We start from the raw sequence: 18821 nt of genomic DNA, 5'->3' as shown, positions 1-18821 counted from the left end.
AGGCGCGCGGGTCGGGCTGGCATGGCAAGCGCATCAGGGCCGGCGTGGCATTCAGGCGCGAAAGCCGAGTCGGGCTGGCCTGGCACGCGCGAGAGCCGGGCCAGCTCCGGGACGGTGAGAAGCGCGGCCCGGCGCGGTGCGGGCAGGGTGGGCAGCAGCACCGCCGGAGGCCCGGGCACCGGCGTCGGGCCACCAGGCCGAGCGCGAGAGGGCGGGAGTGGCAGGGCCGGGCGGGGACAAAGGGCGGGGCCCCGGCGGCTTACGCCACCGGGGCCCCGTCACATTCGCCTAGCCTTTACGCCGCCGAGTCGTCCGCACCCGCGGTGGCCGCGCCACCGAGGTCCGCCGGCACGGCGTCCGGCACCTCCACCGGCTTGTCCGCGCCCCGGAAGACGAGCTTGGACTTGTCGATGTCGGCCGGGTCGCCCTCGCAGTCCACCACCACGATCTGACCCGGGGTCAGCTCGTTGAAGAGGATCCGCTCGGAGAGGTTGTCCTCGATGTCGCGCTGGATCGTGCGACGCAGCGGACGCGCGCCGAGAACCGGGTCGAAGCCCTTCTTCGCCAGGTACTTCTTGGCGTTGTCGGTCAGCTCCAGGCCCATGTCCTTGTTGCGCAGCTGCGTCTCGATCCGCTGGATCATGATGTCGACGATCGAGAGGATCTCGGACTCGCGCAGCTGGTGGAAGACGATGGTGTCGTCGATCCGGTTGAGGAACTCAGGCCGGAAGTGCTGCTTGAGCTCGTCGTTGACCTTCTGCTTCATCCGGTCGTAGTTGGACTCGGAGTCCTCCGACGCCTGGAAGCCCAGCGACACCGCCTTGGCCACGTCGCGCGTGCCGAGGTTGGTGGTCAGGATGATGACCGTGTTCTTGAAGTCCACGATCCGACCCTGACCGTCGGTGAGCCGACCGTCCTCCAGGATCTGGAGCAGCGTGTTGAAGACGTCCGGGTGGGCCTTCTCGATCTCGTCGAAGAGGACCACCGAGAACGGCCGACGCCGCACCTTCTCGGTCAGCTGCCCGCCCTCGTCGTAGCCGACGTAGCCGGGAGGGGCACCCACGAGCCGGGAGACCGTGTAGCGGTCGTGGAACTCGGACATGTCCAGCTGGATGAGGGCGTCCTCGCTGCCGAAGAGGAACTCGGCGAGCGCCTTGGAGAGCTCGGTCTTACCGACGCCGGACGGACCGGCGAAGATGAACGAGCCCGACGGACGCTTCGGGTCCTTCAGGCCGGCCCGGGTACGCCGGATCGCCTTCGAGACCGCCTTGACCGCGTCCTCCTGGCCGATGACGCGCTTGTGCAGCTCGTCCTCCATGCGCAGCAGGCGCGAGGTCTCCTCCTCGGTCAGCTTGTAGACCGGGATGCCGGTCCAGTTGCCGAGCACCTCGGCGATCTGCTCGTCGTCGACCTCGCTGACGACGTCCAGGTCACCGGCCTTCCACTCCTTCTCCCGCTGCGCCTTCTGGCCAAGGAGCTGCTTCTCCTTGTCGCGCAGCTGGGCGGCGCGCTCGAAGTCCTGCGCGTCGATCGCGGACTCCTTGTCGCGGCGGACCTGGGCGATCCGCTCGTCGAAGTCGCGCAGGTCTGGCGGCGCGGTCATCCGGCGGATGCGCATCCGGGCGCCGGCCTCGTCGATCAGGTCGATCGCCTTGTCCGGCAGGAAGCGGTCGGAGATGTAGCGGTCGGCCAGCGTCGCCGCCGCCACCAGGGCGGCGTCGGTGATGCTCACCCGGTGGTGCGCCTCGTAGCGGTCGCGCAGCCCCTTGAGGATCTCGATGGTGTGGGCCAGCGAGGGCTCACCCACCTGGATCGGCTGGAACCGGCGCTCGAGCGCGGCGTCCTTCTCCAGGTGCTTGCGGTATTCGTCGAGGGTGGTGGCGCCGATGGTCTGCAGCTCACCCCGGGCCAGCATCGGCTTGAGGATGCTCGCCGCGTCGATCGCGCCCTCGGCGGCACCCGCACCCACCAGGGTGTGGATCTCGTCGATGAAGAGGATGATGTCGCCCCGGGTGCGGATCTCCTTGAGCACCTTCTTGAGGCGCTCCTCGAAGTCACCGCGGTAGCGGGAACCGGCGACCAGCGCACCGAGGTCGAGCGTGTAGAGCTGCTTGTCCTTCAGCGTCTCGGGCACCTCGCCCTTGATGATCTTCTGGGACAGCCCCTCGACCACGGCGGTCTTGCCGACGCCGGGCTCACCGATCAGGACCGGGTTGTTCTTGGTACGGCGGGAGAGCACCTGCATGACCCGCTCGATTTCCTTCTCGCGCCCGATGACCGGGTCGAGCTTGCCCTCGCGGGCGGCCTGGGTCAGGTTGCGGCCGAACTGGTCCAGCACGAGGCTGGTGGACGGCGCGGCCTCACCCGGCGCGGCGCCCGCCGCGGCCGGCTCCTTGCCCTGGTAGCCGGAGAGCAGCTGGATCACCTGCTGGCGGACCCGGTTGAGGTCGGCGCCGAGCTTGACCAGCACCTGGGCGGCGACGCCCTCACCCTCGCGGATCAGACCGAGCAGGATGTGCTCCGTGCCGATGTAGTTGTGGCCGAGCTGCAGCGCCTCGCGCAGCGACAGCTCCAGCACCTTCTTGGCCCGCGGCGTGAACGGGATGTGCCCGCTCGGCGCCTGCTGGCCCTGGCCGATGATCTCCTCGACCTGCTGGCGGACGCCCTCCAGGGAGATGCCGAGGCTCTCCAGGGCCTTTGCCGCGACGCCTTCACCTTCGTGGATCAGGCCCAGCAGGATGTGTTCCGTACCGATGTAGTTGTGGTTGAGCATCCGGGCCTCTTCTTGGGCCAGGACGACAACCCGTCGCGCTCGGTCGGTGAACCGCTCGAACATGCCCTCGTGCTCCTCACGTGCCGTGCGCCTTGATGGTCAAGATCTTGGCGGGGCCGGTGCGCGAACGTCCGGGACGGGCGTCCGTGCCTCATTACTCTATCGCCGCGGACCGACTCAGCTGAGGTCGTGTGTCTCCGGGGGGAGCCGGGTTCGCGTCGTTTTGCACAACCGTGCGCGCTCAGAAGGTGTTCCGGCACCTCCGGCGCTACGCGCAGAGCGAAATTCGCCCCCGCCCGTGGAGGGGCCGTCCGGCCCCAGGAGGGGCCGAATCCGCGTCGGCGCGGCCCGCTGGGGGCCGCCCGGGAGTCATCCACAGGCTGTGGACGGAATCTCCACCGCCTGTGGACAACGTCGGCTCGCGGGGCTTTCTTCCCAACCGCCGCCGGCCCGCGGGGGTGGCTCGACACCGACCGGGCCGCGGGGGTGGTTCGGCACCGAACCGGGCCGCGGGGTGGTTCGGTGCCGATCGGGGCTCGGGGGCGGGAATACGGCGACGCCGGCCCGAAGCGGTGCTCCGGCCCGGCGTCGGGTCGCCCGTACTGTCCGCTCGGTCAGCGCCGGGCGTGGAACTCGTCGACGATCTCCTGCGGGATCCGGCCCCGGTCGGAGATGTCCTTCCCGGCCTTCTTGGCCCACTCCCGGATCGCCCGGTTCTGCTCCCGGTCGGCGGTGGCGCCGCCCCGGCCCCGCGCCGCCCGGCCGCCGACCACGACGCCGCCGCGACCGACCTTGTTGCCGGCCGCCACGTACTGCGCGAATACGTCACGCAATTTCTCGGCGTTCGCACTCGACAGGTCGATCTCGTACTGAACTCCGTCCAGCGCGAACTTGACCGTCTCGTCAGCGTCCCCGCCGTCCAGGTCATCGACCAGCTTGTGAATGATCTGCTTGGCCACGTCCCACATTCCTTTCGAGCAGGGTGCTCCTGCTAACTCAGAGCACAATAACCCGTTCGGCGCTCGTTCCGTCAATAGGATGCGGTATAACGACCGGTGGCCGGGCCGGCGACTACTCGGGGCGGACCAACGGGAACAGGATCGTTTCCCGAATTCCCAGGCCGGTCAGCGCCATCAAGAGCCGGTCGATTCCCATTCCCATACCACCGGCCGGCGGCATTCCGTACTCCATCGCCCGGAGAAAGTCCTCGTCGAGCCGCATCGCCTCGTCGTCGCCGCGGGCGGCCAGCTGCGCCTGGGCCACCAGCCGTTCCCGCTGCACCACCGGGTCGACCAGCTCGGAGTAGGCGGTGCCGAGCTCGAAGCCGAGCACGTAGAGGTCCCACTTCTCGGCCAGCCCGGGCTCACTGCGGTGGGCCCGGGTCAGCGGGCTGGTCTCCTCCGGGTAGTCCCGGACGAAGGTCGGCGCCTGCAGGCCCGGGACGACCAACTCCTCGAACAGTTCCTCGGCGAGCTTGCCCGGCCCCCACTTCGGGTCGACGGCCAATCCCACCTTGTCGGCGTACTCCACCAGGCGGGCGCGTTCGGTGCGGACCGTGACCTCCTCGCCGAGCGCCTCGGAAAGCACCCCGAACAGGGTCACCGATCGCCACTCGCCGCCCAGGTCGAACTCCTGCCCGTCGGCGTGGGTGACCACCGTCGAGCCACTCACCGCGATCGCCGCCTGTTGCACGAGATTCCGGGTCAGCTCGGCCATCGTGTCGTAGTCGCCGTAGGCCTGGTAGGTCTCCAGCATGGCGAACTCCGGCGAGTGCGAAGAGTCGACGCCCTCATTCCGGAAGTTGCGGTTGATCTCGAAGACCCGGTCGACGCCGCCGACCACGGCCCGCTTCAGAAACAGTTCCGGCGCGATTCGCAGATACAGATCGGTACTCAACGCATTGCTGTGGGTCACGAATGGGCGGGCGGCCGCGCCACCGTGCAGCAACTGCAGCATCGGGGTCTCGACCTCGATGAAACCCTGCCCGTGCAGGGAGTCGCGCAGACTGCGGACGGTCGCCGCCCGGGTGCGGACCATCTGGCGGGCCTGCGGGCGGACGATCAGGTCGACGTACCGCTGCCGGACCCGGGCCTCCTCGGAGAGCGGCTTGTGCGCCACCGGCAGCGGCCGCAGCGCCTTCGCGGTCACCGCCCACTCCTCGGCCAGCACCGACAACTCACCCCGACGGCTGGTGATCACCTCGCCGGTGACCCCGACGTGGTCACCGAGGTCCACCAGGCGCTTCCAGTCCTCCAGCCGCTCCGGGCCGACCCGGTCGAGCGAGAGCATCGCCTGGAGTTCGGTGCCGTCGCCGTCGCGCAGGGTGGCGAAGCAGAGCTTGCCGGTGTTCCGGATGAAGATCACCCGGCCGGTGACCGAGACCCGGTCCCCGGTGGCGGTGTCGGTCGGCAGGTCGCCGTAGCGCGCGCGGACCTCGGCGAGGGTGGCGGTACGGGGAAAGCCGACCGGGTACGGCTCGACGCCGTCGGCGAGCATCCGGTCCCGCTTCTCCCGGCGGACCTTCATCTGCTCGGGAAGGTCGTCGGCGGGGTCCACTGGCAGGGCGTTCTGCTCGGTCACGGCACGCTTCCTCGTCACGGAGATACGGGGGGTCAGGCCCGAGCGTACTCAAGCCCACAGAGGGCCGTTACCGGATAACCTGCCCGCCATGGGCGATCACACTCAGGCTCTCTCGTTCGGTGCCGCGGCGGCCGACTACGACCGCTTTCGGCCCCGATATCCGGAATCCGCCGTACGGTGGGCGCTCGGCGACGTGACCGGCGCGGACGCGCCGGCCCGGGTCGTCGATCTCGGCGCGGGCACGGGCATCCTGAGCCGCGCCGTGCTGGCCCTGGGCCACCGGGTCGTACCCGTGGAGCCCGATCCGGGGATGCGGGCGCAGCTGGCGAGCGCCACGCCGGGCACGACGGCGTTGGCGGGCAGCGCCGAGGCGGTGCCGCTGGCCGACGGCGCGGCGGACGCGGTGCTGGTCGGCCAGGCCTACCACTGGTTCGACCGGGAGCGCGCGCACGCCGAGATCGCGCGGGTCCTCCGTCCCGGCGGTACGTTCGCGCCGATCTGGAACACCCGGGACGAGCGGGTCGGGTGGGTGGCGGAGCTGGGCCGGATCGCCCACCTGGGCGACAACGCCGGGGACGTGACCGAGAAGTACGCCGACTTCGGCCCCGACTTCGAGCCGATCGAGGTGGGCCAGTTCGCCCACGCCACCACGCTCACGCTGGACGACCTGGTCGCCCTGATCCGGACCCGCTCCTACTGGCTCACGGCGCCGGCCGAGGCCCGGCAGCTGGTGGAGCGGGAGCTGCGGGAGCTTCTCGCCACCCACCCGGAGCTGGCCGGGCGGGAGACGGTCGAGCTGCCGTACCGCACGATCGTGCTGCGGGCCCGGCGGCGGTGAGCCCCGCGCGGCGCCCGGGGCCGGCGGCGGCCGGGGTCAGACGTTGCGCTCGTAGACCATCCGCAGGCCGATCAGCGTGATCATCGGCTCGTGGTGGGTGATCGTCCGACACTCGTTGAGCACCAGCGAGGCGAGCCCGCCGGTGGCGATCACCGCCCGCACCTCGCCCAGCTCGTCGGTCATCCGCTCGACGATCCGGTCCACCTGACCGGCGAAGCCGAAGTACAGGCCGGACTGGAGGCACTCGACGGTGTTCTTGCCGATCACCGAACGCGGCCGGGTCGCCTCGACCTTGCGCAGCTGGGCCGCGCGGGCGGCGAGCGCGTCGAAGGAGATCTCGATACCCGGGGCGAAGGCGCCGCCGAGGAACTCGCCCCGGTCGCTGATCACGTCGAAGTTGGTGGTGGTGCCGAAGTCGACCACGATCGACGGGCCGCCGTAGAGGGTGTACGCGGCGAGGGTGTTCACCACCCGGTCGGCGCCGACCTCCTTCGGGTTGTCGATCGCCAGCTGCACCCCGGTCCGCACGCCGGGCTCGACGATCACGCTCGGCAGGTCGGCGTAGTAGCGGGCGAGCATGGTACGCAGCGAGCGCAGCGCCGCCGGCACCGTGGAGCAGGCGGCCACGCCGGTGATCTCGACCGCGTCCCCGGCGAGCAGGCCGCGGAACATCAGGCCCAGCTCGTCCGCGGTCGACCGGGCGTCGGTCTTGATCCGCCAGGAGTGCACCAGCTTGTCGCCGTCGAAGGTCGCCAGCACGGTGTTGGTGTTTCCGATGTCGATGCAGAGCAGCACGACCGCAGCCTAGACAACGACCGTACGGGCGGGTGCGGACCGGCCGACGCCCCGTATCCTTGTCACATCGCGGCATGAACATGGGTCGATCCACGGCACGGCCGGACGGGGAGCGGACATGTCGGGAAAGTGGTGGGTGCGTGGGCGCAACACCCTGCGCCGGCGCCGGCGCCACGTGCTCGTGCTCATCGCCCTCGCGGGTGGGGCCGTCTGGATGGTCGTGCAGGCCTGGCACGCGTCCCGACGGGAGACCGGGAGCTTCGCCGGCGAGCTCTACCTCAACATCGGCGCCGCGCTGATCATGACGTTGCTGACCTACGTGGTACTCAACCCGCTCTTCCGGGAACTGCAGACCGCGAGCATCATCGAGCATCCCCGGCTGGATCGGGACGCGCTGATCGAGCGGGTGGCCCGGTGCCGCGAGCTGGTCGCGATCCTGGAGACCTGGACCAGCATGCTGGAGGGCCCGTACGCCCGCCGGTTCGTCACCGCGCTGCGCTCCTCACTGGCCAACGGCGCGACGGTACGGATGCTGCTGCTCGACCCGGACTCCCCCGCGGTCCGGCTACGCGGCGAGGAGCTGCGCCGCCGCGACGCCTCGGTGGCGATCCTCAACAACCTCTGGCACCTGGCCCGGCTGCACGAGGAGCTGCCCGAGTCGGCCCGGGCCCGGCTCCAGGTCCGGATCTACAGCGCGGCGCCCTCGGTGCAGATGTACCGCTGGGACAGCAAGGCGTTCATCTCGTTCTTCCCGGTGCGGGGCAGCACCTTCGACACCCAGCAGATCGAGGCGTACGTCTCGACGCCGCTCGGGGAGTTCGTCGACGACCGGTTCGCCGAACTCTGGGACACCGCGCCGACGCAGGACCTGGCCGCCTGCCTCAGCCTGCGGCTCTGCCTGCGCCAGGGCGGCCGCGACCTGGAGACCTGCGAGGCGCTCTACGTACGCTCGGACGGCGACTGGTACATCGCCGGTGCCGACCTGGTCCGCAACGTGGCCCGGCACGGCATGACCGGGCTGACCGTGGTGCTCGACCGGCCGGAGGCCGACGGCGAGGTCTTCGCCATCGGCGAGGCCGACGAGCTGGCCCCGGAGGTCTACAACCGGGTGCTCGAACTGTTCCGGGCCAAGTACGGCCTGGACAGTCGCCAGGACACCGAGAACCGGGTCATCTTCAACCTGGCCAGCACCTCGCTCACCACGGTCTGACCCGCCCGGGACGGGCCCGGTCTGTCGACCGGGCCCGGGACGGTCATTCGGTACGCAGGTCCATCGCGATGTCGAGGATCGGCGAGGAGTGGGTCAGCGCCCCCACCGAGAGGAAGTCCACTCCGGTCGCCGCGTACTCGGCGGCCACCGCCAGGGTCAGCCCACCGGTCGCCTCCAGCTCGGCCCGGTCACCGACCGCGGCCACCACCTCGACCAGTTCCTCCGGCGTCATGTTGTCGCAGAGCAGGAAGCCCGCGCCGGCCTCCACCGCCTCCATTGCCTCGGCGACGGTGGTCACCTCCACCTGCACCGGGACCTCCGGGAACGCCTGCCGGACCCGGCGGTACGCCGGCGTGATGCCGCCCGCGGCGAGCTTGTGGTTGTCCTTGATCATCGCGACGTCGTAGAGGCCGAGCCGCTTGTTGGTGCCGCCGCCGGCCCGCACCGCGTACTTGTCCAGGGCGCGCAGGCCGGGCGTGGTCTTGCGGGTGTCCAGCACCATCGCCTTCGTACCGGCCAGCGCGTCGGCCCAGGCCCGGGTGTGGGTCGCCACCCCGGACATCCGGCAGAGCAGGTTGAGCGCCGTCCGCTCGGCGGTGAGCAGCAGCCGGGTCGGGCCGGTGACCGTCGCCAGCACGTCCCCGCGGGCAACCCGCGCGCCGTCGGCCGCGACCAGGGAGACCGACACCGCGCGCTCGGCGGCGGTCACCTCGCCGACCAGCTCGAAGACCGCGGCGGCGACGGCCAGCCCGGCCACCACCCCGTCGGCGCGGGCCACCAGGTCGGCGGTGTCGGCCTGCTCTGCCGGGATGGTGGCGACGCTGGTGACGTCGAGGAAGTCCGGGCCCAGGTCCTCGGCGAGGGCGTTCTCGATCACTCGGCGCACCTCGGCAGGATCCAGGCCACCGGCCCGCAGCGCCTGCTCCGTCGACTTCCTCATGGCGTTCCCTCCCACTGCTGCGTCAACCGACCCTGCGCACCGACCACCTCGACCAGGTGGCCCAGCCACCGGTCGTCGGCCGTCGGGAAGTCCTCCCGCCAGTGACACCCACGGGTCTCCTGCCGGGCGTACGCGGCGGCGACCAGCGTCGACGCCACGGTGATCAGATTCGTCGCCTCCCAGTCGGCCAGCCGCGGCCGGCCCCGCCCCGAGCCGAGTTCGGTGAGCTCGCCGGCGGTCCCGGCGAGCGTCGCCGCCGAGCGGAGCACTCCGGCGCCCCGGGTCATCGCCCGTTGCAGGGCCGGCGTCCCCTCCGCCGGGACGACCCAGCCCGTGCCACCGACCCACGCGCCGGTCTCCGCCGGTCGGGCCTGCTCGGGCAGGCCGGCGGCGATGTCCTCGGCGATCCGGCGGGAGAAGACCAGCCCTTCCAGCAGCGAGTTGCTGGCCAGCCGGTTCGCGCCGTGCACCCCGGTGCAGGCGACCTCGCCGCAGGCGTACAGGCCCGGGATGGAGGTGCGGCCGCGCAGGTCCGTGCGGACGCCGCCGGAGGCGTAGTGGGCGGCCGGCGCCACCGGGATCAGATCGGTGGCCGGGTCGACCCCGATGGCCAGGCAGGACGCCACGATGGTCGGGAAGCGGCCGGCCAGGAACTCCCCGCCCAGGTGCCGGGCGTCGAGGAAGACGTGGTCGCTACCGGTGGCGAGCAGCACCCGGTGGATGCCCTTGGCCACCACGTCCCGCGGGGCCAGTTCGGCCAGCTCGTGCTGGCCGACCATGAACCGCTTGCCGTCGGCGTCGACCAGATGGGCGCCCTCGCCGCGCAGCGCCTCGGAGACCAGCGGCTGCTGGGCGCGCAGGGCGCCGGGCGTCCGCGCGTGCTCCGGCACGATCAGCGCGGTCGGGTGGAACTGGACGAACTCCACGTCGGTCACCGCGGCGCCGGCCCGGATCGCCAGCGCCACCCCGTCGCCGGTCGAGACGGCCGGGTTGGTGGTGGCCGCGAAGATCTGCCCCATCCCGCCGGTGGCCAGCACCACGGCCCGGGCCAGCAGCGCGCCGACGCCGTCCTCGCTGCCCTCGCCGAGCACGTGCAGGGTGATACCGCAGGCCGGGCCGAGCCCGCCCGGGCCGTCGCCGGGCGCCCGGATCAGGTCCAGCACCAGGGCGTGCTCGACCAGCCGGATCCACGGGTCGCGGCGGACCGCGTCGTGCAGCGCACGCTGCACCTCGGCGCCGGTGGCGTCGCCGCCGGCGTGCACGATCCGGTCCGCCCGGTGCCCACCCTCCCGGGTGAGCATCAGCGACCCGTCCGGGTTCCGGTCGAACTCGGCGCCGATCCGCATCAGCTCGCGAAGCCGGGTCGGCCCCTCCTCCACCAGGACGCGGACCGCCGCCGGGTCGCAGAGCCCGACCCCGGCGACCTCGGTGTCCGACGCGTGCGCGGCCGGGGTGTCCCGGGGGTCGAGCACCGCGGCGATGCCGCCCTGCGCCCAGCGGGTCGACCCGTCGTCAATGTTGACCTTGGTGACGACGGTGACGTGCAGACCCGCCTCGCGCAGGTGCAGCGCGGCGGTCAGCCCGGCCACGCCGGAACCGACCACGATCACGTCGGTGGTCTCCACCCAACCGGGCGCGGGCGCGGCCAGCAGGCTGGGCAGGGCCGGCAGGTCGACGGTCGGAAGGTCCATGCAGACAGTCAACCGCGAACGGCGCTCGCGAGAGGCGGCGGGGGCGGGACGAGTGGTTTCGGCTACCTCGTCCCGGGCCCGGTCAGCTGGTGCGCACCGGCAGGCCGGCCGGCCCGGCGCCCTTGAGCGAGCCGGTCACCGTCCGGTCGCTGAGCCACAGGTAACAGCGCACCCCCCGGTCGCCGATCCGCCAGCGGCCTGCGCCGGGCGGCCGGACGACCACCCCGCTGCGGTAGCGCAGGTCGTTGTCGTCCGGCACGCCGACGTACCGGCCGAGCACGGTGCGGCAGCCGGCGTAGAGCGGGGCCCAGTCGGCGTCCCGGGTGGGGTAGGCGCCTTCGGGCGCCGGCCACACCCCGACGAACTCGGCGTCGTGCCGGGACGCGCAGTCGACCGGGAGCAGCGTCTGCACGCCGCCTCCGCCCCGACCGGTCCGGGCCTGCTGACAGCCCAGCCGCAGCGGGGAGGGGCCCTTCAACACGTCCCGCAGACTGCCGGTACGGGTGACCACGGTCGCTGCGGCCTCGACCGTGGTCAGCTCGGACACGTCGCAGCGGAACCAGCGGGAGCCCGCCGACCAGCCCGGGCCGGAGGGCAACGCGACGGAGAGGCGCAGCCGGCCCGCCCGCCAGTCGGCACCGACGTAGCCGCTGGTCCGGGCGTCGCATTCGGCGAACGCGCCGCGCAGCTGGGCTGAACCGCCGGCTGGCGGCGTCGCCCACTCCACCGGGAAGGCACCCACGTGCACGGTCTCCACCCGGTGCGGTGCGGCGCAGTCGACCGGCTGGTAGGCGGCGAGGGTCACCACGTCGGTGAAGTCAGCCGCCTGGCAGACCCCGACGGCCGGGGTGAACGCCCCCGCGACCGGCAGGGCCGGCCAGTCGTCGGTCAGATCACCGTCGCCGTCGGCGGCGCAGCCGACCAGCAGGGCGGCCATGCTGGCGAGCGCGAGCAGGACGGTCAACGAACGGCGCATCGCGGCCTCCCCCAGCCACCGCCCGCCCCGCGACGGGTGTGACAAGGGTAACCAGGAATGACCTACCGGTGACAGACCGCACAGGCCACCCGGCGCGGGTCAGCGGCGCACCCGCGCGGCCGTCCCGCGCAAAGGGGACGAACAGCCCACGCCGGTACGGTCAGACTGCGGCGAACGGATTGGGCACCGGATCACCGGCGGTGCCGACGGCGGCGGTGGTCGGGTCCGCGTTCAGCTCGACGACCCGGTTGTCCGCGTCCACGTGCACCACCCGGGGCCGGTAGGTGCGGGCCTCGGCGTCGTCCATCTGCCCGTACGAGATCAGGATGACCAAGTCGCCGGGGTGCACCAGGTGCGCGGCGGCGCCGTTGATGCCGATCACCCCGCTGCCCCGCTCGCCCGGGATGACGTACGTCTCCAGCCGGGCGCCGTTGGTGATGTCCACGATCGCCACCTGCTCGCCGGGGAGCAGGTCGGCGGCTTCGAGCAGCTCCTCGTCGACCGTCACCGAGCCGACGTAGTGCAGATCGGCCTGGGTCACCGTGGCGCGGTGGATCTTCGACTTGAGCATGGTTCGCAACATCGGGGTGCGCCTTTCGCGGAACGGGCCGGGTTTCAGGATCGGGGGGCGAGCGGGATCGCCGCGTTGTCGATCAGACGGGTGCCGCCGACCCAGGCCGCGATGAGCAGCCGGGCGGGCCCGCTGACCGGTCCCGGCTCCAGGTCCGGGTCGGTGAGCACCAGGTAGTCCAGCCGGGCGCCCGGCGTACCCGCGCCGAACGCCTGGTGCGCCGCGGCCAGCACCTCGCCGGCGTCGCGCCCCTGCTCGGCCGCCTCGGCGCCGGCCCGCAGCGCCGCCGACAGGCTCAGCGCCGCGGCCCGCTCGGGCCCGGAGAGGTAGCGGTTACGGCTGGACAGGGCGAGCCCGTCCGGCTCCCGCACGGTCGGCACGCCGACCACCCGGACCGGCACGTCGAAGTCGCGGGCCATCCGCCGGATCAGGGTCAGCTGCTGGTAGTCCTTCTCACCGAAGAAGGCGAGATCCGGGCGGGTGAGCTGGAACAGCTTCAGCACCACGGTGAGCACCCCGTGGAAGAAGCCCGGCCGGCTCTGCCCCTCCAGCTCCTCGCCCAGCGGGCCCGGATTGACCCGGACCGTCGGCTCGCCGCCGGGGTAGATCTCGTCCCGGCCCGGCGCGAAGACCACGTCCGCGCCGGCCCGCCGGCAGATCTCCAGGTCGGCGGCGAGGGTACGCGGATAGCGGTCGAAGTCCTCGTTAGGCCCGAACTGCAGCGGGTTCACGAAGATCGTCACCAGCACGTGGTCGGCCTGTTCCCGGGCCGCCCGCAGCAGCGTCTCGTGCCCGGCGTGCAGCGCGCCCATCGTCATCACGACGCCGACCGTGCCGGTCAGCGCGGCCCGCGCCTTGGCCAGCTCCTCGCGGGTCGTCACCAGCTCGGTCACGCTCCCACCTCCCGCCCCGTGCACAGCGCCGACGGGCCTGCGGCCATTCCCGGTCCGGTCACGCGGCCACCTGCCGCTGCGTGTCGGCGAGCACACCGAGCAGCGGCGCGGCGTCGGCCGGGCGCAGCCGACCGGCGGCGATCGCCCGGTCCGCGGTGCGCCGGGCCAGCGCCAGGTAGGGGGCGACCGACTCGGGGGCGGTGGCGGCCAGTCGGGCCAGGTGCCCCCCGACGGTGCCCGCGTCGCCCCGGGAGACCGGGCCGGTCAGCGCGTCGTCGCCGAGGCGCAGCGCGTTCTCCAACGCGGCCCGCAGCAGCGGGGCGAGCACCTTCTCCGGCTGACCCACGCCGGCGTCGCGCAGCCGGTCGGCCGCCTCGTTGACCAGGGTCACCAGGTGGTTGGCGCCGTGCGCCAGCGCCGCGTGGTAGAGCGGCCGGTCGGCCTCACCGATCCACTCCGGCACGCCGCCGAGGTCGGCGACCAGCCGGGCGGCCAGCGGGCGCAGCTCCGCCGGCGCGGTCACCCCGTACGAGATGCCGGCGAGCCGGCCGAGGTCGTCGGACGTACCGGTGAAGGTCATCGCCGGGTGCAGAGCCAGCGGGCGGGCGCCGACCGCCGTCGCCGGGGCGAGCACGTCGAGACCGTGCGCACCGGAGGTGTGCGCGACCAGCTGGCCGGGGCGGAGCGCGCCGCTGTCGGCCAGGGCGGCGACGACGCCGGCCAGCGAGTCGTCCGGCACGGCGATCAGCAGCAGGTCGGTGGCGGCCCGGGCCACCGCGGTCGCGGCGCGACGCGGGACGGCGGGCAGCAGCAGCGCCGTGCGGGCTCGGCTCGCACCGGACCCGCCGGTGACGGCCACCACCCGGTGCCCGGCGGCGGCGAGCGCGGCGCCCAGCACGGCGCCGACCCGCCCGGCGCCGATCACGCCGACGGTGAGGGTACGGGGGTAGGTGACAGCAGCCGGGGCGCCCGGTCGGGCGCTGCCCACGGTCGCGGCGGCCCGCCGGGGGGCGGCCGGACGCGGGCGCAGCGGTGCGCTCATGTCGACGATCCAGTCCTCGAGAAGGGGTACCGGTCGATGGCAAGTATGCGCCGAAGTCACGCAGGGGGAACAAGGGTGTGTGAAAACCTTCACCGCCCGCGAGCGCCCCGGCGTCGGGTCGGACCCGGCCGGTGAAGCACCGCCCGGCAGGGGCCCTTACCGCAGGTCAGCGGCGGTCGGCCAGGTAGCCGGCGTCGACGAACCGGTCAGCAGCAGCGGTACGCCGACGCGCCGGGGACGAGGAGTCGTCCCACACCGGCTGACCCGTAGGGTCGGCACGGTCACGGAGCCTGGACGAGGGATGAACTGATGCCGATCCGCTGGCGGGACGCGATGGACCGGGCGCTCTACGGCCCGGGTGGCTTCTTCGTCTCCGGGCCCGGGCCGGCCGGGCACTTCCGCACCAGCGCGCACGCCTCCCCGGCCTTCGCGGCGGCCCTGCTCCGCGTGGTGGAGCAGGTGGACGCCGCCCTCGGCCATCCGGCCCGGCTCGACGTGGTCGACGTCGGGGCTGGTCGCGGGGAGCTCCTGCGCGCGTTGGCCGAGGCGGTGGGGCCGCCGCTCGCGGGGCGGCTGCGGCTCACCGCCGTCGAACTCGCGCCGCGCCCCGACGACCTGCCGGGCGGCATCGACTGGGTGGCCGAGATCCCCTCCGGGATCACGGGGCTGCTGCTGGCCACCGAGTGGTTGGACAACGTGCCGCTCGATCTTGCCGTGCACGCCTCGGATGGCTGGCGCTATCTGCTGGTCGATCCGGCAACGGGCGCGGAGGCGATCGGTGATCCGGTCAGCGCCGAGGACGGCGAGTGGCTGGCGGCCTGGTGGCCGGTGCCCGACACGGCGGTCGAGGCGCGGGCCGAGATCGGGCGGAGCCGGGACGAGGCCTGGGCCGGGGCCGTGGGCCACGTCCACCGTGGGCTCGCGCTGGCCGTCGACTACGGACACCTGCGTGGCGACCGTCCGATCGACGGCAGCCTGACCGGGTACCAGGGCGGGCGTCAGGTGCCGCCGGTGCCCGACGGGTCGTGCGACGTCACCGCGCACGTCGCCATGGACTCGGTCGCCTCCTGCGGTGAGCGGGTCGCCCGGTGCGCGTACACCCTGGGGTCGCAGCGGGAGGCGCTGCGGGCGCTCGGGGCCGACGGTGGCCGACCGCCGTTGACGCTGGCCGGCACCGACCCGGCCGGCTACCTGCGGGCGCTCGCCGCCGCGTCCACGGTGGCCGAACTGACCGACCCGGCCGGCCTCGGCGGGCACTGGTGGCTGCGGCAGCCGGTCGGCGTCGAGTTCGACCCGCTCGTGGCACGATGACGGGCATGACCACCGAGACCGGGGACCTCCGCGAGCTGACCGTCGGCACCGGAGCGGGCCTGGTGGCGGGCACCGGCGGGCGGCAGCTCGGCACCGACATGGTGCTCAACATCGGCCCGCAGCATCCGTCCACGCACGGCGTGCTGCGGCTCAAGCTCGTCCTCGACGGCGAGCGGGTGGTCTCGGCCGAACCGATCGTCGGCTACATGCACCGGGGGGCGGAGAAGCTCTTCGAGGTACGCGACTACCGGCAGATCATCGTGCTGGCCAACCGGCACGACTGGCTGTCGGCCTTCGCCAACGAACTGGGCGTCGTGCTCGCCGTCGAGCGGCTGATGGGCCTGGAGGTGCCGGAGCGGGCGACCTGGCTGCGGATGGCCCTCGCGGAGCTGAACCGGGTGCTCAACCACCTGATGTTCCTCGGCTCGTACCCGCTGGAGATCGGTGCGATCACCCCGGTGTTCTACGCGTTCCGCGAGCGGGAGACCCTCCAGGCGGTGATGGAGGAGGTCTCCGGCGGCCGGATCCACTACATGTTCAACCGGGTCGGCGGGTTGAAGGAGGAGGTGCCGGCGGGCTGGACCGTCCGGGCCCGGGCCGCCATCGGCGAGGTACGCCGTCGGATGCCCGACCTCGACAACCTCGTCCGCCGCAACGAGATCTTCATGGCCCGCACCGTCGGGGTGGGAGTGCTGTCCGCCGCCGACGCCGCCGCGTTCGGCGCGTCCGGCCCGGTCGCCCGCGCCTCCGGGCTCGACCTGGACCTGCGCCGCGACGACCCCTACCTGGCCTACGACGAGCTGGACGTGCCGGTGGTGACCAAGACCGCCGGTGACTGCCATGCCCGGTTCGAGGTGCTGCTCGACCAGGTCTACGCCTCGCTCGACCTCGCCGAGCAGTGCCTGGACCGGGTCGACCGGCTCACCGGGCCGGTGAACACCCGGCTGCCCAAGGTGGTCAAGGCGCCGGAGGGGCACACCTACGCGTGGACCGAGAATCCGCTCGGGATCAACGGCTACTACCTGGTCTCGCGCGGGGAGAAGACGCCGTGGCGGTTGAAGCTGCGCACCGCGTCGTACGCCAATGTGCAGGCGTTGGCGACCCTGCTCCCCGGCTGCCTGGTGCCGGACCTGATCGCCATCCTCGGCTCGATGTTCTTCGTGGTCGGCGACATCGACAAGTAGCGGGCCCGGGCTGCTCCGGCGGGCGGTCAGCGCCAGCGGTCGGTGCGGGCCCCACCGGCGCGCGGCACGTCGTCCTGCGGCGGATAGCCGTAGTACTCCTCCTCGCCCCGCGCGCGCCGGCCCACCCGCTCCGGCTCGACGTCGGTCGGCTGGTAGCCCCGCTGCCGCGGCGGACGCCACTCGTCCGGCACCGGCACCCCGCCGGCGGGCAGCCCCGGGCGCTCCTCCGGCTCGGCCCAGCCACCCCGCCAGCCCTCGTCACCACCCCGGTCGTAATCCCGGCGCGGCTCGTCCCGGCGCGGCTCATCCCGGCGGGGCTCCTCGCGGCGGGGCTCATCCCGGCGGACCGAGGCCCAGCGGTCGGCCACCCGGTACTCGGTGCCGGTGGCGTCGGCGTGCACCTCGGCGTGGCGCTCGCCGACCCGCAGCTCACGGCCGCGATCGTCGTCCCGGACCGCCGCCCACCGGTCCCCGGCCCGCAACTGCGCCCAGTACTGCCCGGTGTCGTCCGGCCGCTCCGGGCCGGGCCGCTCGGCCGGGACGCCCCAGCTCGGCTCGCCCGCCACGGGCTGCTCCGACCAGTCCCGCTGGTCCTCCGGGGCCGACCGGGACCGGTCGTCCCGCCGGTCGGCCCGGCCCCGCTCGCGTTGCCCCTCCCAGCCCGACTCGGCGCGCGGGTCGGACTGCCCAGCCCACCGCCGATCGTCGCCGGGGCGAGAACGCTCGTCGGGAGCGGCGTACCCGGGTCGGGACCGCTCCTCGGGCCCGGTGCCGGCCCAGGAGTGCTCGTCGGGGCGGGGCCCGCCCCACGACCGCTCCTCTGCCGGAGGCGACCAGGCGCCGGTGTATCCGCCGCCGTAGCGGCCACCCGCCGTGTCGGCCGATCCCCCGTCCACGATCGTGTGCCGGGTGGTGACGTGCACCGTCTCGGTGTGCCGGACCATGCCGACCGGGCGGTGCGGCTCCGCGGCGGCCCGCCCGTCGTGCTCGGCGGGACGCGCGGCGGCACCGTAGACGCCGGGCTGGGCGGCGGCCGGACGGTCCCCGCCGTACATCCCGGCTGAGCCGGACCGCTCGCCGTACACCCCGGCGGGGCCGGGGCGCTCGCCATAGACCCCGGCGGACTCCGGGCGCTCGCCGTAGACCCCGGCCGACTCCGGGCGCTCGCCGTAGACCCCGGCCGGCTCCGGGCGCTCGCCGTAGACCCCGGCGGACTCCGGGCGCTCGCCGTAGACCCCGGCGGACTCCGGGCGCTCGCCGTAGACCCCGGCGGACTCCGGGCGCTCGCCGTACACGGTGGCTGGCGGGCGCTCAGCGCCGTGTTGACCCGGGCCGGGCCGGTCGGCGCCGTGCCGGGTGGGCTGCGCCCGGCGGGGTTCCTCGTCGTCCTCCCAGTCGGGCCGCCCCCATCGCGGTGCGGCGTCCTCCTGGGCCGCCCGGCCTCGGCCGGACGAGGGCTCCTCGGCCGGCTCGGCGGCAGCGGACACCCGGGCCCGACCGGCGCCGGCCGCCTCCGCGCCCCCGGCGAGGGCGGCGCTGGTGGCCTCCATCCGGCGGCGCACCGCGGCGACCGCCTCCTGCGCCCGCTGGGCCTGGTCGAGCGCCTGGTTGCCGCGCTGGGCGGCGGCCACGATCTCGCCACGCAACTCCCGGCGGAGCTGCTCCATCTCGTCGAGCAGCTCCTCGGAGCGGGCCTGACCGCCCTCGCCGTCGGCGCGCAGCGCGATCGACAGGCCGATCAGCACCACGGCCAGGATGGCGAGCACGGCGGCGAAGCGCAGCGGGCCGTTGCCGTCCGCGACCAGCAGGATCAGCGCCGCCACCGGGGCCAGCGCCACGCCGATCCAGAAGAGGACGGTCAGCAGCGCCGGACTGCGCTTGGCGTCGGAGGTGACCGAGGCGGGCATGGCTGTGGAGCCTACCGAGAGTTGCCGCCCGTGGGAACGGGCCCACGACCGGCGGCGTACGCCGGCAACCGCCCGGGCGGACGGGGTGCACCCGCCGTTCACCGTGCCCC

Annotated in this window: 15 protein-coding genes; 4 read left to right on the top strand and 11 right to left on the bottom strand. The window is 73.4% G+C overall.

The annotated features are described in order from the left end of the window. Positions 1-295: 295 nt before the first annotated feature. The 3 genes from AB0C04_RS18415 to lysS all read right to left on the bottom strand — a co-directional run bounded on the left by AB0C04_RS18415 (position 296) and on the right by lysS (position 5353). Positions 296-2836, bottom strand: coding sequence for an ATP-dependent Clp protease ATP-binding subunit (locus tag AB0C04_RS18415; protein ID WP_350873515.1), 2541 nt, complete (start codon positions 2834-2836; stop codon positions 296-298). 551 nt (positions 2837-3387) lie between these two features. After that, positions 3388-3732 (bottom strand): Lsr2 family protein, encoded by a 345-nt coding sequence (locus AB0C04_RS18410; RefSeq protein WP_357055712.1) that lies wholly within the window; start codon positions 3730-3732, stop codon positions 3388-3390. Between the two features lie 112 nt (positions 3733-3844). After that, a complete protein-coding gene (gene lysS, locus AB0C04_RS18405; protein ID WP_350873517.1) occupies positions 3845-5353 on the bottom strand; it encodes a lysine--tRNA ligase in 1509 nt (502 codons plus the stop codon). 88 nt (positions 5354-5441) lie between these two features. On the opposite strand from lysS, the gene AB0C04_RS18400 reads away from it, so the two are divergent. Then, positions 5442-6191: a class I SAM-dependent methyltransferase gene (locus tag AB0C04_RS18400; protein ID WP_357055708.1), complete on the top strand. Its 750-nt coding sequence runs from the start codon at positions 5442-5444 to the stop codon at positions 6189-6191. A gap of 36 nt (positions 6192-6227) precedes the next feature. Here AB0C04_RS18400 and AB0C04_RS18395 read toward each other — a convergent pair whose 3' ends face one another. Further along, entirely contained in the window at positions 6228-6986 is a 759-nt protein-coding gene (locus AB0C04_RS18395; protein WP_350873519.1) for a type III pantothenate kinase, read from the bottom strand. Between the two features lie 118 nt (positions 6987-7104). On the opposite strand from AB0C04_RS18395, the gene AB0C04_RS18390 reads away from it, so the two are divergent. Beyond that, a complete protein-coding gene (locus tag AB0C04_RS18390) occupies positions 7105-8196 on the top strand; it encodes a hypothetical protein (protein ID WP_357055705.1) in 1092 nt (363 codons plus the stop codon). 43 nt (positions 8197-8239) lie between these two features. Here AB0C04_RS18390 and nadC read toward each other — a convergent pair whose 3' ends face one another. From nadC to AB0C04_RS18360, 6 genes are all read right to left on the bottom strand, one after another. After that, positions 8240-9136 carry a carboxylating nicotinate-nucleotide diphosphorylase gene (gene nadC, locus AB0C04_RS18385; protein WP_357055702.1) on the bottom strand — a complete coding sequence of 299 codons (897 nt, stop codon included), beginning with the start codon at positions 9134-9136 and terminating at the stop codon, positions 8240-8242. Further along, positions 9133-10827: an L-aspartate oxidase gene (locus tag AB0C04_RS18380; RefSeq protein WP_357055699.1), complete on the bottom strand. Its 1695-nt coding sequence runs from the start codon at positions 10825-10827 to the stop codon at positions 9133-9135. Before AB0C04_RS18380 ends, nadC begins: the two co-directional genes overlap by 4 nt. Before the next feature lie 82 nt (positions 10828-10909). Then, positions 10910-11803, bottom strand: coding sequence for a septum formation family protein (locus AB0C04_RS18375; RefSeq protein ID WP_357055696.1), 894 nt, complete (start codon positions 11801-11803; stop codon positions 10910-10912). Between the two features lie 160 nt (positions 11804-11963). Continuing rightward, positions 11964-12386, bottom strand: coding sequence for an aspartate 1-decarboxylase (panD, locus tag AB0C04_RS18370; RefSeq protein WP_357055693.1), 423 nt, complete (start codon positions 12384-12386; stop codon positions 11964-11966). 32 nt (positions 12387-12418) lie between these two features. Continuing rightward, the gene (gene panC, locus AB0C04_RS18365) at positions 12419-13267 is read right to left on the bottom strand and encodes a pantoate--beta-alanine ligase (protein WP_357055690.1); all 849 of its coding nucleotides are present in this window, start codon (positions 13265-13267) and stop codon (positions 12419-12421) included. A gap of 58 nt (positions 13268-13325) precedes the next feature. Further along, a complete protein-coding gene (locus AB0C04_RS18360) occupies positions 13326-14309 on the bottom strand; it encodes a Rossmann-like and DUF2520 domain-containing protein (RefSeq protein WP_357055687.1) in 984 nt (327 codons plus the stop codon). Between the two features lie 309 nt (positions 14310-14618). Between AB0C04_RS18360 and AB0C04_RS18355 the strand changes: the two genes are divergently transcribed. Together AB0C04_RS18355 and AB0C04_RS18350 are read left to right on the top strand one after the other, a co-directional pair. Then, positions 14619-15620, top strand: coding sequence for an SAM-dependent methyltransferase (locus tag AB0C04_RS18355; protein ID WP_357055684.1), 1002 nt, complete (start codon positions 14619-14621; stop codon positions 15618-15620). Further along, on the top strand, positions 15617-16804 hold the full coding sequence (locus tag AB0C04_RS18350) for an NADH-quinone oxidoreductase subunit D (RefSeq protein WP_357055681.1): 1188 nt from the start codon (positions 15617-15619) through the stop codon (positions 16802-16804). Before AB0C04_RS18355 ends, AB0C04_RS18350 begins: the two co-directional genes overlap by 4 nt. A gap of 26 nt (positions 16805-16830) precedes the next feature. Here AB0C04_RS18350 and AB0C04_RS18345 read toward each other — a convergent pair whose 3' ends face one another. Next, positions 16831-18711, bottom strand: a complete 1881-nt coding sequence (locus AB0C04_RS18345) for a hypothetical protein (protein ID WP_357055678.1) — start codon at positions 18709-18711, stop codon at positions 16831-16833. Between the last annotated feature and the right edge of the window lie 110 nt (positions 18712-18821).

It is taken from the genome of Micromonospora sp. NPDC048909, from assembly GCF_040649635.1.
Taxonomy (GTDB): domain Bacteria; phylum Actinomycetota; class Actinomycetes; order Mycobacteriales; family Micromonosporaceae; genus Micromonospora.
The sequence above is the reverse complement of the archived record's forward strand: the minus strand, read 5'-3'. Positions and strand labels throughout refer to the sequence as shown.

What these genes read in the sequence shown, in the direction of transcription:
- AB0C04_RS18415 (WP_350873515.1), bottom strand. Translation starts at nt 2,836, where the DNA reads ATGTTCGAGCGGTTCACCGACCGAGCGCGACGGGTTGTCGTCCTGGCC.
- AB0C04_RS18400 (WP_357055708.1), top strand. Translation starts at nt 5,442, where the DNA reads ATGGGCGATCACACTCAGGCTCTCTCGTTCGGTGCCGCGGCGGCCGAC.
- AB0C04_RS18390 (WP_357055705.1), top strand. Translation starts at nt 7,105, where the DNA reads ATGTCGGGAAAGTGGTGGGTGCGTGGGCGCAACACCCTGCGCCGGCGC.
- nadC (WP_357055702.1), bottom strand. Translation starts at nt 9,136, where the DNA reads ATGAGGAAGTCGACGGAGCAGGCGCTGCGGGCCGGTGGCCTGGATCCT.
- AB0C04_RS18380 (WP_357055699.1), bottom strand. Translation starts at nt 10,827, where the DNA reads ATGGACCTTCCGACCGTCGACCTGCCGGCCCTGCCCAGCCTGCTGGCC.
- AB0C04_RS18375 (WP_357055696.1), bottom strand. Translation starts at nt 11,803, where the DNA reads ATGCGCCGTTCGTTGACCGTCCTGCTCGCGCTCGCCAGCATGGCCGCC.
- panD (WP_357055693.1), bottom strand. Translation starts at nt 12,386, where the DNA reads ATGTTGCGAACCATGCTCAAGTCGAAGATCCACCGCGCCACGGTGACC.
- AB0C04_RS18360 (WP_357055687.1), bottom strand. Translation starts at nt 14,309, where the DNA reads ATGAGCGCACCGCTGCGCCCGCGTCCGGCCGCCCCCCGGCGGGCCGCC.
- AB0C04_RS18355 (WP_357055684.1), top strand. Translation starts at nt 14,619, where the DNA reads ATGCCGATCCGCTGGCGGGACGCGATGGACCGGGCGCTCTACGGCCCG.
- AB0C04_RS18350 (WP_357055681.1), top strand. Translation starts at nt 15,617, where the DNA reads ATGACGGGCATGACCACCGAGACCGGGGACCTCCGCGAGCTGACCGTC.
- AB0C04_RS18345 (WP_357055678.1), bottom strand. Translation starts at nt 18,711, where the DNA reads ATGCCCGCCTCGGTCACCTCCGACGCCAAGCGCAGTCCGGCGCTGCTG.